A 15,549-nucleotide genomic window follows, 5' to 3' on the forward strand; every position below is an offset into this window, starting at 1 on the left:
AAAGCGGCGGGTGACGGAGCCAACCCCCTTGGCTCCGCCACCCGCCGCCGGAGGGAGGCAGGTTCTGTGGTGTCGGTCAGGACGTCTCGGTGAGCGTCACCGTCGCGGTCTTCTCGGCCCCGTTGCGCTTGAAGTGCAGCTCGACCCGGTCGCCGACCTTGCCGGCCTGCACCGCGCCGACCAGGTCGTCGGAGTCGTTGATCGGCTTGTCGCCGAAGCGGGTGACCACGTCGCCCTGCTGGAGGCCGGCCTTCTCGGCGGGGCTGCCCGGGGTAACCGAGGCGACCAGCGCGCCGCCGCCCTCGGCCTGGTTGACGCCGACCCCGAGCGACGGGTGGCTGACCTTCTCGCCGCGCTGGAGCTTGCCCGCGACGTCCTTGGCCTTGTTGCTCGGGATGGCGAAGCCGACGCCGATGTTGCCGGTGCTCTGCCCGGAGGTGGCGATGGCGGTGTTGACGCCGATGACCTCACCCCGGGTGTTGACCAGCGCGCCACCGGAGTTGCCGGGGTTGATCGGCGCGTCGGTCTGCAGCAGCCCGGAGATCGAGCTGACGGCCTGGCCCTGCTGCCTCGGGTCCTGCTGCTGGCCCTCGCCGGCCCGGATGGTGCGGTCCCGGGCGCTGAGGATGCCGGCGGTCACCGAGCCCTGGAGGCCGAGCGGGCTACCCAGGGCGAGGACCTGATCGCCGACCTGCATGGCGTCGCTGTCGCCGAACTTTGCCGGCTTGAGGTCGCTCACCCCGTTGGCCTTGACCACGGCCAGGTCGGTCTTCGGGTCGGTGCCGACGATCTTCGCCTGGACGTTCCTGCCGTCGGCGAAGACGACCTGCACGGTGTCCCCGCTCGCGGAGGCGACCACGTGGTTGTTGGTGAGCACGTAGCCGTCGGCGGTGAGCACCACGCCGGAGCCCTCACCGCTGTCGGTGGCGATGGAGACGACGCTGTCCTGTACGGCGGCGGCGATCTTCGGCAGGTCCGCGCTGTTGAGCACCGGCGCTGCCGTGTAGGTGCGGGTGACGCCGCCACGGTCGCCGTCGAGGGCGAGCGCGAGCGCCCCACCGGCCACGCCGGAGCCGAGCATCAGGGCGAACACCGCGACGCCGGCGCCGGCGAACTTGGCGATCCGGCCCGGTCGGGGCCCGGAACCGGGCGGCGTGGCCTGCGGACCCCAGGGCGGCACGGGCTGTCCGGGGTGCTGCGCGTGCTGTCCCGGGTGCTGCGGGTGCTGTCCGGGGTGCTGCGGGTAGGTCCCGCCCGGCTGGCCCCCGCCGGCCCAGCCGGACTGCTGGCCCGCGTACCAGGGGGCACCCGGGTAGCGACCGTCGGACGGCTGCGGGTAGCCGTGCTGGCCGGGCGTCGGGTGGCCGGAGACCGGGTACGGCGGCGCGGACGCGCCGGCGGTCGGCGGCTCGTACCCGGTGGGCTGGCCGGCAGCCGGCTGGTACCCGGCGGTCGGCGGCTCGTACCCGGCGGGCTGCGCGGCGGTCGGTGGCTCGTACCCGGCGGGCTGCGTGCCGGTCGGTGGCTCGTACCCGGCGGGCTGCGTGCCGGTCGGTGGCTCGTACCCGGCGGGCTGGCCGACGGGCGCGACGGGCGCGGTCGGCGCGTCGTCGGCGGCCGGCATGGCGGCGGTCGGCGTCGCGTCCCCGTGGGTCGCAAGGGAGGTGGTCGGAGAGTCGGACTGCGCGCGCTCGTCGCGCGGCAGCTCGGCGGTGGGGTGCGACGGCTCGGCGTCGGTGGGGGCCGGCCGGCGCTGCGGGTCGGACTCGAACTCGGTCATGCCCCTACCTTCTCCCCCGGCACTGCGATCAAGCTGGAACCGTCCTGGAAGTTGGCTGAAAGTCACTCGCCGCTCTCCTCGGTCGACGGCAGCAGCGGCAGCCGGACCCGGAAGGTCGCGCCACCACCCGGCGTCTCCACCACCTCGACCGAACCGTGGTGGGCGGTCACCAGGGCCGCCACGATGGCCAGGCCGAGGCCCGTACCGGTGTTGCCGTCGGCGCGTCGGGTCCGCGCCGCGTCGGCGCGGTAGAACCGCTCGAACACCCGCTCCGCCTGCTCCCGGGAGAGCCCCGGGCCGGTGTCCGCCACCTCGATGACGGCGAGGTTGCCCGTCTCGGCGCGCAGTCGCAGGCGGATCTCGGCGTCCGGTGGGGTGTGGGTGAGGGCGTTGGTGACGAGGTTGCCGATGACCTGGCGCAGGCGCGCGTCGTCGGCGAAGACGACGAGCGGACCCGATCCGGGCTCGATGTCCAGGTCGATCCGCCGGTCCGGGGCCATCGCGCGGGCCGCCTGCACCGCGTCGGAGGCGAGCACCGGCAGCTCCACCGGGGCCAGCGAGAGCGGGCGTTCCCGGTCCAACCGGGCCAGCAGCAGCAGGTCCTCCACCAGCAGACCCATCCGGGCCGCCTCGTCCTCGATCCGGCGCAGCAGGCCGGCGGTCTGCTCCGGCGCGCGGGCCGCGCCCTGCCGGTACAGCTCGGCGAAGCCGCGGATGGTGGTCAGCGGGGTCCGCAGCTCATGCGAGGCGTCCGCCACGAACTGCCGCATCCGCTCCTCGGAGCGCCGGGCCCGCGCCTCGGACGTCTGGGCGGCGGCGGCGGCGTCCCGGGCACTGCTCTCCGCCGAACGGGCGGCCGTCTCGGACGCCGCGCGAGCGGTGAACGCCGCCTCGATCTGGGTGAGCATCGCGTTCAAAGCGCGGGACAACCGCCCCAGCTCGGAGGTGGGATGCTCCTGGCCCTGTTCGGGGTCGGGCACCCGGCGGCTGAGGTCGCCACCGGCGATGGCGGCGGCGGTCTGTTCGATCTCGACGAGAGGCTTGAGGCTGGTCCGGACGATCGCCGCGCCGACCGACGCCAGCATGATCAGCACCGCGCCACCGACCAGCAGGTCGATCCAGACGAGCTGCTTCACCGCCCGGTCCACGTCGGTCAGCGGCTGACCCACGGCCAGCACCGAGCCGTCCGGCTGGGGAGCGTAGTACACCCGCCAGCGGGTGTAGCCGTTGTGGGCCAGGACGGTCTGCGGCTCGCCCTCCGCCGCCTCGAAACCCGCGCGGCTGGTGGGGAACGCGGGCAGTTGGTCGGGGCCGTAGCTGAGACGGTCGTATTTGGGCTGGTACACCTGCTGCTCGTCGGCCACGATGACGACGTAGTCGCTGGGCAGCATCGCGCCGACCTCACCGCTGCGCAGCTTCGGGAGCAACTGGCCGAGGCCCTGGGCGGTCGACCTCACCTGCCCGTCGACCTGGCCCTGGAGGTAGTTGCGCAGGAAGTAGGCGGTCAGCGAGCTGATCACCAGCAGCGCGACGGCGACCAGCGTGAGCACCGAGGTGACCAGCTTGAGCCGCAGCGGCACGCCGCGGACCCGCACCTTCGCCTGGTGGACCGGGTTCACGCCGCCGGCTTGCGCAGCACGTACCCCACGCCGCGGAGGGTGTGGATCAGCCGGGGCTGCCCGGTGTCCACCTTGCGCCGCAGGTAGGAGATGTAGGACTCGACGATGTTGTCGTCGCCCCGGAAGTCGTAGTTCCAGACGTGGTCGAGGATCTGCGCCTTGGACAGCACCCGGTTGGCGTTGAGCATCAGGTAGCGCAGCAGCTTGAACTCGGTCGGCGAGAGCTGCACCCGCTGCCCGGCGCGGTGCACCTCGTGGGTCTCCTCGTCCAGCTCCAGATCGGCGAAGGTGAGCCGGGACGGGGTCTGCTCGCCGGTGGAGGTGCGACGCAGCACGGCGCGGATCCGGGCGGTCAACTCCTCCAGGCTGAACGGCTTGGTGACGTAGTCGTCGCCGCCCAGGGTGAGCCCGCGGATCTTGTCGTCGGTGGCGTCCCGCGCGGTCAGGAAGACCACCGGGGTACGCGTACCGCCCTCGCGCAGCATCCGGATGACCTCGAAGCCGTCGAGGTCGGGCAGCATCACGTCGAGCACGACGAGGTCGGGCCGGTGGTCCTTGGCGGCGTTGAGGGCCGCGCTGCCGCTGGTCGCGGTTGCCACGTCGAAGCCCGCGAAGCGCAGGCTCGCGGAGAGCAGTTCGAGGATGTTGGGGTCGTCCTCGACGACGAGAAGTCGCGCCTCGGTCTGGGTAGCGGCCATGGGCCCAATCATCGGTGAACTCACTGCGCCGGCGCTGGACGCTTGCTGGAAAAATCCTGTGAGTCGCCGAACGGTCAGCGCAGCAGCCGCCGCAGCCCGTCCAGGGCCCCGTCGAGCAGCCGGATCGCCGTGCGCAGTTGAGTGTCGCTGAACTGCCGCCCGCGCGCCAGGCGGCTCACCTCACCGGTGAACGAGGCCAGCCGCTCGTCGAACTCGTCGAGCAGGGCGGCGCGTGGCGCGTCGGACGGCGGCGGTCGGTGCGACGACGCGGAGGGTGCCCACCGCGCCCGCCGGGTCTGCCGGGTGGCCTCGCTCAGCTCCCGCTTGAGGTCACGCGTCGAGCCACGCACCTCGCTGCGGATCTCGCCGGCCAGGGTGGAGAGGTCCGCCACCGAGGCCGCGATGTCCGCCTCCAACGCGGCCAGCTCACCGGCACGTTGGCGCAGCTCGTCGAGGCCGGCGTCGGTGATGGCGTACGTCTTGCGCCCGCCGGCGGCGGTGTGGCTGACCAGCCCTTCGGCCTCCAACCGTTGCAGCCGGGGATAGATGGTGCCGGCGCTGGGCGCGTAGAGCCCGAGGAACCGGTCCTCCAGGAGGCGGATCAGCTCGTAGCCGTGCTTGGGACCGTCGTCCAGGAGCTTGAGCAGGTAGAGCCGGAGCCGTCCGTGGCTGAACACGGCGGTCACGGCAGCTCCTCGGAATCGTCGTCGACCGCTCGGGCGAGCAGGGCGATGCTGCCCGAGGTCGCGGAGGCCCAGAGCTTACCGTCACCGCTGCCGAGCACCCCCTCGCTGCTCGGCAGCGGATATGTCGAGCTGCGTACCTGCGGGAAACCGCTGGTGATCCGGCCGGCGGCGGTGTTCAGCCGGACGGAGAGGTCGCTGTCCTCGCGGACCCGGACGGTGATGCTGCCGGAGATCGTGGCGAGCCGGATGTCGCTGCGTCGGGGGTTGTCCAGGTCGCAGGTGATCGCGCCGGAGACGGTCTGCGCCCGCACCCGCTCGGCGGCGCTGTCGGCGAGGATCACCTCCCCGGAGACGGTCTCCAGGGTGAGATCACCGCGCACCCCGAGCGCCTCCACCGGCCCCGAGGTGAGCTTCGCGAAGGTGGTGCCGCGCAGCCCCATGAGAGTGATCTGGCCGGCGGCGAGGTCGACGGTGGTCTGCTTGCGCAGCCCGGAGACGACCACCGAGCCGGCGCCCAATCCCAGGTCGGCGAGGACGTCGGCCGGTACGGCAACCGAGACGTCCACCCGGGGGAAGCGGTGGATCGCCCGGAGGCCGCGCAGGAAGTTCGGCCAGCCCCAGTCGCGCTCCTGGCGGATGCTGAGGCGACCGTCGGAGTGGTCGATCAGGACGGGTCGACGGCCGACCTCGGTGATGTCGATCCGGGCCGGCCCGTCGGCGGCGACCACGTTGAGCCGTCCGCTGACGAGGCGGACGTCCAGCCGGGTGACCGGACCGTCCAGGGTGAGCCGCTGCGGCGTCTCGACCGTCCATCCGGCCATGGGTGTGCTCCTCTCGACGGCACGCCGTGGCGCGCCTCCCGAGAAGACAGTAACGCGATACATCGCGATACGACAAGACTGTCGCGAGACGTTGTCCGGCGGCGTCCGCCAAGACCCGCGCAGTTTCCCGGATGTTGCTGCCTCCGGCACACGGGAGGCAGCAACAACCCGGTTGTTGCGCGGATCTTGACCGGCGTTCCCCCGCGAGGGCACGCGGCGCGCGGGGGCCGGCCGGGACAGCGGGCGGGGGCGGGGTCGGGGGGTCGGGACAGCGGGCGGGGGCCGGTTCAGGCGGCCAGGTCCAGCTCCCGACCGGGGTTGGGCGTTGGCGCCGGGACCGCCGGGGTCGCCGTGGGCACCGGCCGCAGCCGGGTCCGCGCCGGGGCGGCCGCCACCAGGTGTACGGCCGACTCGGCGGCCCGGGCCAGCAACCGCCGGTCGGTGTCCTGCCCCGGATGCAGCGCGGCGGCGATCGTCACCGACACCACCAGGTGCCGGGCCGCGACCACCCGGGCCACCGAGCGCAGCAGGGTGTCCGCGCCGAGGAACGCGGCGACCGTGGTGCACGCCCCGGTGTCCGCGATCCGGTACCCGAGCCGCAGCGGCACCACCGGAGCGCCCGCGTCGATCGCCGCCTGGAACATGGCCGGACGGAAGCCGCCCCCGGGGCGACACTCGGCCGCGCCGTTCCCGGCACACCAGGTCGTACCCTCGGGAAAGACCGCGACCGACCGACCGGCGCGCAGCGTGTCGGCGAGCCGGCGCACGGTGGCCGGCAGCGCGCGCGGGCGCGACCGGTCCACGAAGACGGTGCCCGCGGCGGCGGCCAGCAGCCCGACCACCGGCCATGACCGGATCTCCCGCTTCGCCACCATCCGGGTGGGCGCGACCGCCAGCACGGCGAGGATGTCCAGCCAGGACACGTGGTTGGCGACCAGCAGCGCGCGCCGCCGGGGCAGCCGCCCCTTGATCACCAGCCGGACGCCGAAGGCGCGCACCGTGCCACGGGCCCAGCCACGCAGCAGGGCCTGCCGCTCCGGCGCTGGCAGCACGGGCAGCAGCACCACCACGCCCACCCCGGCCAACAGCATGACTCCCGCCCCGACCAGCCGGAGCACCCGGCGGGCCACCGACACCGTGGGCACCTCGCCGGTCGCCGGTAGGCACTCGTCGTCGCAGCCCGACGAGGGCCGCCACAGGTCCTGCGCCGCGACGCTCACCGCTCGTCTCCGCCGAGGAAGTGCCGCAGGTAGCGCGGGTTCATCCGGTCGAGGGAGAAGAGCACGTAGAAGTCGGCGCACCCGAAGTCGGGGTCGTACGACGGCTCACCGCAGATCCACGCGCCGAGTCGCAGGTAACCGCGCAGCAGCGGCGGGACCGCCACCCGAGCGCCCGGATCGGGGGCCGGGGCGGCCAGGGCGGCGGCCGGCTCGGCGAACCACGGACGCAGCGGCCGGACCCGCAGCGGCGGCGGCGACAGGTGCCGGGCCTGGGCCTGGGCCCACACCCCGGCGACGGTACGACCGCCGTCGTCGACCGGCACCGAGGCGCAGCCGCCGAGCCAGCGCGAGCCGCGCAGGTGCAGGTAGCGGGTGAGCCCCGCCCACATCAGGTTGATCACCGCGCCGGAGCGGTGGTCCGGGTGCACGCAGGACCGGCCCGTCTCGACGAGGTCGTCGCGCAGTGGGTCCAGCGCGGCGAGGTCGAACTCGCTCTCGGCGTACCGCCGGTCGGTACGCCCCGGCGGCAGCAGCCGGTACGTGCCGACCACCTGCCCGGTGCTGTCCTCCCGGACGATGAGGTGGTCGCAGTGGGCGTCGAAGGGGTCCACGTCCAACCCGGCCCGACCGGGTGCGAGGGTGGCGCCCAACTCGGTGGCGAACACCTCGTGGCGCAGGCGTTGCGCGGCCGCGACCTGGGTGGGGTCGTCGGCGATCAGCAGGGTGTATCCGCTGGTCGTCAGTGGCGTGCCAGCGACATGCAGAACGGCCATGGGATCTGTGTAAGGGCCCCGGGTGCCATCGGCGGGCACCGCTGGTGTCGGACGGGTGAACGCCGGCCGGCGGATGCCTGCGGGGTGCCTTCGTGCAAGGCTGCGGGACGGATCGGCGACGATGCCGGTCCACGCTTCACGGAGGTCACCCATGCGCGTCGAGTCCCGCTACAACGGGCCCACCGGCTCCGGCAACGGCGGGTGGAGCGCCGGCCTCTTCGCCACCGCGGCGGGGCCCGGACCGGTCGAGGTGACGCTGCGTCGCCCACCGCCGCTGGAGACGGAGCTGACCCTCGTCGACGGCGAGGTCCGGGACCCGGCCGGCGACCTGGTGGCCGAGGTCCGCCCGGCCGGTGTCGTGGACGCCGTCGTACCACCTGTCGACGCCGGGACGGCGGCGGAGGCGGCGACCCGCTACCCCGGGTTCGTCGCGCACCCGTACCCCCGGTGTTTCGTCTGTGGTCCGGGCCGGACCGACGGCTTGCGGATCTTCCCCGGACGACTGCCGGACGGCCGGACCGCCGCGCCGTTCCGCGCGCCCGAGCAGGTCGACGACGCCACCGTCTGGGCCGCGCTGGACTGCCCCGGCGGCTGGACGGTGCTCACGCCGGACCGCCCGTACCTGCTCGGCCGGATCGCCGCCGTGGTCGCGGCCCGGCCGGCGCCCGGCGACGAGTGCGTGGTGACCGGCGCGCTGATCGGTGTCGACGGCCGCAAGGCGCTGGTGCACACCAGCCTGTACGGCCCGGACGGCACGCTGCTCGGCGCTGCCCGCGCCACCTGGATCGCCCGCTGAGGCCCGTCGCCGTTCCGGGCGTCCTTCCCAAGGAGGACCACGCCGTAGGTACTCGGGCTGATTGACCTTGTTGCTCGGTACCGTCACGCTGTGCCACGGCGTACCTCGACGCCACACGGGAGGAGAACGATGACTGACGGGCAGCGAAGCCCCACCAGCGACGGTCAGATCGTGGTGTCCGGTCTGACAAAGCAGTACAAGAACGTGCGGGCGGTGAACAACCTGTCCTTCACCGTGGCACCGGGGCGGGTGACCGGCTTCCTCGGCCCGAACGGCGCCGGCAAGACCACCACGCTGCGCATGCTGCTGAACCTGGTCACGCCCACGGGCGGCACGGCCACCATCAGCGGCCACCGCTACGCCGACCTGACCGACCCGCTGCGGCACGTCGGCGCGATCCTGGAGGCGTCCAGCGCGCACAAGGGCCGCACCGGCATCAACCACCTGCGGGTGATCTGCGCGGCGGCCGGTCTGCCCCGCAGTCGGGCCGACGAGGTGCTGGAACTGGTCGGGCTGACCCCGGCCGCCAAGCGCAAGTTCAAGGGCTACTCGCTGGGCATGAAGCAGCGGCTCGGTATCGCCGCCGCGATGCTCGGCAACCCACGGGTGCTGATCCTCGACGAGCCGGCCAACGGCCTCGACCCGGAGGGCATCCGGTGGATGCGCGGGTTCCTCAAGAACCTCGCCCACGAGGGCCGTACGGTGCTGGTCTCCAGTCACCTGCTGTCCGAGATGCAGCTCCTCGCCGACGACGTGGTGATCATCGCGGCCGGGCAGCTCGTCCGGCAGGGGCCGGTCGAGCAGGTGCTCGGGTCGATGGCGCAGGGCGCCCAGGTCCGGGTCCGCACCCCGCAGGCCGAGGCGCTGACCACCGCGCTGAAGGCGCAGTCGGCCACCGTCACCACCGACGAGCACGGCGTGCTGCTGGTCTCCGGGGTGGACGCCCCGACGATCGGCCGGGCCGCCCTGGCCGCCGGCGTGGAACTGCACGAACTGTCCACCGAACGACCCGACCTGGAACGGGTCTTCCTGGAGCTGACGGCCGGAAAGGCGGGCATCCGATGAACCTGGTCCGATCCGAGCTGCTCAAGATCCGTACCACCAACACCTGGTGGATCTTCGCGCTGATCAGCCTGCCGCTGTGGGCGCTCACGCTGCTCATCAACTGGTTGCAGGCCGACGCCCTCACCAGCACCGACCCCGCCCAGGTGGGCGATCAGGCGGACCAGTTCGCCGCGGCGGCCACCCCGGACGCGCTCTCGTCGAACCTGTTCACCACCGGGCAGTTCTTCGGCCTGCTCATCGTCATGCTGCTCGGCATCATCGTGGTGACCAGCGAGTTCTTCCACCAGACGGTCACCACCACGTTCCTCACGAGCCCGCACCGCACCGCGGTGATGCTCGCCAAGTTGGTCGCGGCGGGGGTGCTGGCTCTGCTGTTCTGGCTGGTCACCACCGTGTTCAACCTGATCGCCGGGTCGGCCGTGCTGAGCGCGGTCGGGGTGGACGGGCAACTGGGTAACGACGCGGCCTGGCGGGCCATCGGGTTGAACCTGCTCGCGTACCTGCTCTGGGCGGTGTTCGGCGTCGGCATCGGCGTGCTGATCCGCAGCCAGATCGGCGCCACCGTGACCGGCATCCTGCTCTACCTGGGCGGCTCGATCGGCGCCATCTTCGTCATCGCCATCCTGGCGGATCGTTGGGGCGATTGGATCAACAACCTGCAACTGCTGGTGCCGTCGCTGGCGTCGTCGCTGATGGTCACCGGGGCGGACATCCCTGGCAACCCGCCGCGCTGGGCCGGCGCGGCCGTGCTGATCGGATACGCGGTGGTGACCGGTGTGGCCGGCTCCCTGCTGATCCGCCGGCGCGACATCTCCTAACCAAGGGTTCTCCCGAAGGAAGGGCCCCTTACTAACGCCTGGTGTCTAGTAAGGGGCCCTTCCTTTCACAATCGGGGGTGGTGGCGGCACGGCCGCACGGGCGTCAGCCGCCGGGGCAGCCCCGGCCACCGCTGATGGGTATGCACTGGGTGATCTGCGGGGCCGGCTCCTGGTCGTCGGGGACGTGCCCGATCAGGGCGCTGGTCGCCATGCCGCCCACCAGCGCGACCGCCACGTAGATCAGCGCCATCCCGCCGAACGCCCCGGCGAAGTGGCGACGCCACCGTTCGTCCCCGGCCAGCCCGGCCAGGAGCAGACCGATCACCGGAAGCACCGCGTTGAGCAGGAGCCCGGTCGTCAACAGGGCGTCGGTGGTGGCGCCGAAGGCCTTGGCTTCGGCGTACGTCGGCGTGTAGGGCGCAGAGACGCGGCGGATGAGCCCCACCATCAGCAGGAACGGCACCCCGTAGAGCCAGGCGAAGAAGAGCCCTCCGAGGCCGAGGCGCTTCATACCAGCCCCGCGAGGACGGCGCCGCAGAGCGTGAGGCTGACCACCGCGGCCAGGGTCCCGGCGATCACGGCCGACGGAACGAGCCGGGCGGCCAGCGCGGCCACCAGCGCCGTCACGAACATCACCCCGACGAATATCGGTGCTCCCCACACCAACGCGACGAACGCCAGCGACTCCCCCGGCGACAGACAACTGAACCAGGCCGCGCAGTCGCCGTCCGACGGCGTGCTCGGCACGCTCGTGGTGCCCACCGCCACAGCCGCGACGGTGGTGACGTACCAACCGGCCGCCACCCCCATGCTCCTGCCGTAGCGCCCCCGTACCCCGTGTCCATCCATGCGCCCGATCGTGGCGGAGGAGGGCCGGCTGAGACATCCGTCGGGATACTCAATCTCGCCGTACCAGCCGGCGACGATCGCCGCAGGGGTTGCCGAACTTCTGGCATGTTCTGTGAATCGGGCCACCCGACCGAGGCGGAAATGCCGGGGCGATCCGTACGGCGTAGCCTGGGAGTCGTCTGTCCGTTCTCCTTGATCGGCGTGACGGACACCGCGTGACACACAAACCCGCGTGAAAGAGGCGATTACCGGCCGTGTCGACCCAGCAGACTTCGCAGGAGAACCCACTGGCGGGTTTCGGCCCGAACGAGTGGATCGTCGAGGAGATGTACCAGCGTTACCTCGCCGACCCCACGAGCGTCGATTCAGCCTGGCACGACTTCTTCGCCGACTATCGACCAGCGCCCGGCGCCGCCACACCGCGCCCGACGGAGAGCGCTGGCAAGCCGGCCGCCGCCCCCGAGCCGGACGGCCAGCCGGAGGCCGCGGCCAAGGTGACCCAGCCCGCCACGAAGCCGGCCGCCGCCGCTCCGGCCAAGCCGGCCGCCGCCGCGCCCGCCCCGGCCAAGAGCGCCCCGGCGCCGGCGAAGGAGGCCCCGGCCAAGCCGGCCGCGAAGGCGCCCGCGCCGACCGCCGACGGCCCGCAGACCACGCCGCTACGGGGTGTCGCCGCGAAGATCGTCCAGAACATGGACGCCTCGCTGAGCGTGCCGACCGCGACCAGCGTGCGTGCGGTCCCGGCGAAGCTGCTGGTCGACAACCGGATCGTGATCAACAACCACCTCGCCCGGGGGCGGGGCGGCAAGGTCAGCTTCACCCACCTCGTCGGCTACGCGATGGTCCGCGCGCTGGTCGAGCACCCCGAGATGAACAACTCGTTCGCCGAGGCCAACGGCAAGCCGGCCGTGGTCCGCCCGGCGCACGTCAACCTCGGCATCGCCATCGACCTGGCCAAGCCGGACGGCACCCGCAACCTGGTGGTCCCCTCCATCAAGGGCTGCGAGCAGATGGACTTCCGGCAGTTCTGGCAGGCGTACGAGGACGTCGTCCGGCGGGCGCGGCGCAACGAGCTGACCATGGAGGACTACGCCGGCACCACGATCTCGCTGACCAACCCGGGCGGCATCGGCACCGTGCACTCGATGCCGCGGCTCATGCAGGGGCAGAGCGCGATCATCGGCGTCGGCGCGATGGAGTACCCGGCCCCCTACCAGGGCATGTCCGAGGCCACCCTCGCCGAGCTGGCGGTCAGCAAGGTCATCACGCTGACCAGCACGTACGACCACCGGATCATCCAGGGCGCGCAGTCCGGCGAGTTCCTCAAGGTGATGCACGAGCTGATCCTGGGCGAGCGCGGCTTCTACGACCAGATCTTCACCTCGCTGCGGATCCCGTACGAGCCGGTCCGCTGGATGCGGGACGTCGCCGTCAACTCCGAGGGTCAGATCAACAAGACCGCCCGGGTGCACGAGCTGATCCACGCGTACCGCGTGCGCGGTCACCTGATGGCCGACACCGACCCGCTCGAGTTCAAGATCCGCAAGCACCCCGACCTGGACGTTCTCCAGCACGGGCTGACCCTGTGGGACCTGGACCGCGAGTTCCCGGTCAACGGCTTCGCCGGCCGGCAGCGGATGAAGCTGCGCGAGATCCTCGGCGTGCTGCGTGACTCGTACTGCCGCCGGGTCGGCATCGAGTACATGCACATCCAGGACCCGGAGGAGCGGCGCTGGATCCAGGAGCGGATCGAGCGCAAGTACGAGAAGCCGTCCGCCGACGAGCAGAAGCACGTGCTCAACCGGCTCAACGCGGCCGAGGCGTTCGAGACCTTCCTGCAGACCAAGTACGTGGGCCAGAAGCGCTTCTCGCTGGAGGGCGGCGAGTCGTTGATCCCGCTGCTCGGCGAGGTGCTGGAGTCCTCCGCCGAGAACGGCCTGGACGAGGTCGTCATCGGCATGGCCCACCGGGGCCGCCTCAACGTGCTGGCCAACATCGTCGGCAAGCCGTACGAGAAGATCTTCTCGGAGTTCGAGGGCCACCTGGACCCGCGCTCCACGCAGGGCTCCGGCGACGTGAAGTACCACCTGGGCCAGAACGGCAAGTTCACCACCCCGGACGGCGAGCACGCGGTCAAGGTGTCGGTGGTGGCGAACCCGTCGCACCTGGAGGCCGTCGACCCGGTGCTGGAGGGCATCGTCCGGGCCAAGCAGGACCGGATCGACCTCAAGCTGGAGGGCTACACCGTGCTGCCGCTGGCGGTGCACGGTGACGCCGCGTTCGCCGGGCAGGGCGTGGTCGCCGAGACGCTCAACCTGTCGCAGCTGCGCGGTTACCGCACGGGCGGCACCGTGCACGTGGTGGTCAACAACCAGGTCGGCTTCACCACCGCCCCGGAGTACAGCCGGTCCAGCCTCTACAGCACCGATGTGGCCCGGATGATCCAGGCGCCGATCTTCCACGTCAACGGCGACGACCCGGAGGCCGTGGTCCGGGTGGCCCGGCTGGCCTTCGAGTACCGGCAGACGTTCAACAAGGACGTCGTGATCGACATGGTCTGCTACCGCCGGCGCGGCCACAACGAGGGCGACGACCCGTCGATGTCCAACCCTCAGATGTACAAGATCATCGACTCGAAGCGCTCGGTGCGCAAGCTCTACACCGAGGAGCTGATCGGTCGCGGCGACATCACCGTGGAGGACGCGGAGGAGCTGCTGCGCGACTACCAGGCCCAACTGGAGAAGGTCTTCAAGGCCACCCGGGACGCCGCCGCCGCGCCGCGCCAGCTCAACCGGCCGCGCCGCGAGGAGGAGCCGGAGCCGGCCGTCGACACCGCCACCGACGCCGCCGTCGTCAAGGCGATCGGCGAGGCGCACGTCAACCTGCCGGAGGGCTTCACCCCGCACAAGCGCATCCAGCAGCTGCTCGACCGGCGGGCCAAGATGTCCGTCGAGGGCAACATCGACTGGGGGTACGGCGAGATCATCGCGTTCGGGGCGCTGCTGCACGACGGGGTGACCGTCCGGCTCGCCGGTCAGGACTCGCGTCGCGGCACCTTCGTCCAGCGGCACGCGTCGGTGGTCGACTCCCGTACCGGGGACGACTACCTGCCGCTCAAGTCGCTCACCGGCGACGGCGAGCGCTCCCGGTTCTTCGTGCACGACTCGCTGCTCAGCGAGTACGCGGCGATGGGCTTCGAGTACGGCTACTCGGTGGAGAACATCAACGCGCTGGTCGCCTGGGAGGCCCAGTTCGGCGACTTCGTCAACGGCGCCCAGTCGGTGATCGACGAGTTCATCTCGTCCGGTGAGGTGAAGTGGGGTCAGCGTTCGGCTGTCACCCTGCTGCTGCCGCACGGCCACGAGGGCCAGGGCCCGGACCACACCTCCGGTCGCCCGGAGCGGTTCCTGCAGATGTGCGCCGAGGACAACATGCGGGTCGCCATCCCGACGACCCCGGCGAACTACTTCCACCTGCTGCGCCGCCAGGCCCTGTCGCCCAAGCGCAAGCCGCTGGTGGTGTTCACGCCCAAGTCGCTGCTGCGGCACAAGCTCTGCGTCTCCTCCGTGGAGGACTTCACCACCGGCACCTTCCAGCCGGTGCTGCGCGACACGGCCGCCCCGGCGCCGGAGGCGGTGAAGCGGGTGCTGCTCTGCTCCGGCAAGGTCTACTACGACCTGTTCCAGGCCCGGCAGGAGCGCGGCGTCACCGACACCGCGATCCTCCGGATCGAGCAGCTCTATCCGCTGCCGGTCGAGGAGATCCGCGCCGCCCTGGCGCAGTACCCGAACGCGGAGGACTTCGCCTGGGTGCAGGAGGAGCCGGCCAACCAGGGCGCCTGGTCGTTCGTGGCGCTCAACCTGCTGGAGCACCTCACCGACGTCCGGCTGCGGCGGATCTCCCGCCCGGCCGCGGCGGCCCCGGCGGTCGGCTCGGCCAAGACCCACGAGGTCGAGCAGACCGCGCTCATCGAGGCGGCACTTCCCCGCCCGTGAACTGACCGCGCCACGCGAGCCGGGGCAGGGCCGTCGACCGCGGTCCTGCCCCGGCTCGCGTCGGTCCATCCGATCACCGACCCGCCCGGTCCGCGCCGGGCCGAGCACGAGGACGTACGACGTGTACTTCACCGACCGTGGCATCGAGGAGCTGGTCGAACGCCGGGGCGACGAGCAGGTGACCCTGGAGTGGCTGGGCGAGCGCCTGCGCGACTTCGTCGACCTCAACCCGGAGTTCGAAACCCCCATCGAACGCCTGGCAACCTACCTGGCCCGCCTGGACGACCCCGACGACGAAGACGCCTAACCCCTTTGACCCGGTGATCAAGAGGTTCGCGTCACTTCTGGCCCCGATCGTGACGCAAACCTCTTGATCACGAGGGCGGGGTGCTCGGGAGGGGGCGGGGTGCTCGGGAGGGAGCGGCGTGGGGC

14 protein-coding genes are annotated in these 15,549 nt (G+C 71.9%); 5 read left to right on the forward strand and 9 right to left on the reverse strand.

The genetic code is table 11. The features are described 5' to 3' along the window. Positions 1–76: 76 nt before the first annotated feature. From ACQP03_RS28920 to ACQP03_RS28950, 7 genes are all read right to left on the reverse strand, one after another. Positions 77–1,624, reverse strand: a complete 1,548-nt coding sequence (locus tag ACQP03_RS28920) for a trypsin-like peptidase domain-containing protein (RefSeq protein ID WP_433461225.1) — start codon at positions 1,622–1,624, stop codon at positions 77–79. Positions 1,625–1,842: 218 nt separating this feature from the next. After that, entirely contained in the window at positions 1,843–3,399 is a 1,557-nt protein-coding gene (locus ACQP03_RS28925) for a sensor histidine kinase (RefSeq protein WP_357125760.1), read from the reverse strand. Further along, the gene (locus ACQP03_RS28930; protein ID WP_357125763.1) at positions 3,396–4,097 is read right to left on the reverse strand and encodes a response regulator transcription factor; all 702 of its coding nucleotides are present in this window, start codon (positions 4,095–4,097) and stop codon (positions 3,396–3,398) included. Before ACQP03_RS28930 ends, ACQP03_RS28925 begins: the two co-directional genes overlap by 4 nt. Positions 4,098–4,171: 74 nt before the next feature. After that, positions 4,172–4,783, reverse strand: a complete 612-nt coding sequence (locus ACQP03_RS28935) for a PadR family transcriptional regulator (RefSeq protein ID WP_357125766.1) — start codon at positions 4,781–4,783, stop codon at positions 4,172–4,174. Then, on the reverse strand, positions 4,780–5,604 hold the full coding sequence (locus ACQP03_RS28940) for a DUF4097 family beta strand repeat-containing protein (protein WP_357175283.1): 825 nt from the start codon (positions 5,602–5,604) through the stop codon (positions 4,780–4,782). The genes ACQP03_RS28935 and ACQP03_RS28940 overlap by 4 nt, the downstream gene beginning before the upstream one ends. Positions 5,605–5,891: 287 nt before the next feature. Next, entirely contained in the window at positions 5,892–6,824 is a 933-nt protein-coding gene (locus tag ACQP03_RS28945) for a lysophospholipid acyltransferase family protein (RefSeq protein ID WP_363661189.1), read from the reverse strand. Continuing rightward, on the reverse strand, positions 6,821–7,597 hold the full coding sequence (locus ACQP03_RS28950) for a GNAT family N-acetyltransferase (RefSeq protein ID WP_357125775.1): 777 nt from the start codon (positions 7,595–7,597) through the stop codon (positions 6,821–6,823). The genes ACQP03_RS28945 and ACQP03_RS28950 overlap by 4 nt, the downstream gene beginning before the upstream one ends. A gap of 151 nt (positions 7,598–7,748) precedes the next feature. Between ACQP03_RS28950 and ACQP03_RS28955 the strand changes: the two genes are divergently transcribed. The 3 genes from ACQP03_RS28955 (at position 7,749) to ACQP03_RS28965 (ending at position 10,276) form a co-directional block, all read left to right on the forward strand. After that, entirely contained in the window at positions 7,749–8,393 is a 645-nt protein-coding gene (locus ACQP03_RS28955; RefSeq protein ID WP_363661188.1) for a hypothetical protein, read from the forward strand. A gap of 129 nt (positions 8,394–8,522) precedes the next feature. Beyond that, positions 8,523–9,458, forward strand: coding sequence for an ABC transporter ATP-binding protein (locus tag ACQP03_RS28960; RefSeq protein WP_357125781.1), 936 nt, complete (start codon positions 8,523–8,525; stop codon positions 9,456–9,458). Next, positions 9,455–10,276, forward strand: a complete 822-nt coding sequence (locus ACQP03_RS28965; protein WP_357125785.1) for an ABC transporter permease — start codon at positions 9,455–9,457, stop codon at positions 10,274–10,276. Before ACQP03_RS28960 ends, ACQP03_RS28965 begins: the two co-directional genes overlap by 4 nt. A gap of 103 nt (positions 10,277–10,379) precedes the next feature. Here ACQP03_RS28965 and ACQP03_RS28970 read toward each other — a convergent pair whose 3' ends face one another. Then, entirely contained in the window at positions 10,380–10,787 is a 408-nt protein-coding gene (locus ACQP03_RS28970) for a hypothetical protein (protein ID WP_357396515.1), read from the reverse strand. Then, positions 10,784–11,125 (reverse strand): hypothetical protein, encoded by a 342-nt coding sequence (locus tag ACQP03_RS28975; protein ID WP_357396513.1) that lies wholly within the window; start codon positions 11,123–11,125, stop codon positions 10,784–10,786. Before ACQP03_RS28975 ends, ACQP03_RS28970 begins: the two co-directional genes overlap by 4 nt. Positions 11,126–11,379: 254 nt before the next feature. Here ACQP03_RS28975 and ACQP03_RS28980 point away from each other — a divergent pair, with 254 nt between their 5' ends. Both ACQP03_RS28980 and ACQP03_RS28985 read left to right on the forward strand, forming a co-directional pair. Further along, positions 11,380–15,117 (forward strand): multifunctional oxoglutarate decarboxylase/oxoglutarate dehydrogenase thiamine pyrophosphate-binding subunit/dihydrolipoyllysine-residue succinyltransferase subunit, encoded by a 3,738-nt coding sequence (locus tag ACQP03_RS28980; RefSeq protein ID WP_357125794.1) that lies wholly within the window; start codon positions 11,380–11,382, stop codon positions 15,115–15,117. A gap of 121 nt (positions 15,118–15,238) precedes the next feature. Beyond that, positions 15,239–15,424: a DUF6104 family protein gene (locus ACQP03_RS28985; protein WP_139582193.1), complete on the forward strand. Its 186-nt coding sequence runs from the start codon at positions 15,239–15,241 to the stop codon at positions 15,422–15,424. The last annotated feature ends 125 nt before the right edge of the window (positions 15,425–15,549 follow it).

This window comes from Micromonospora sp. CA-248212 (genome assembly GCF_050948405.1).
GTDB lineage: Bacteria > Actinomycetota > Actinomycetes > Mycobacteriales > Micromonosporaceae > Micromonospora.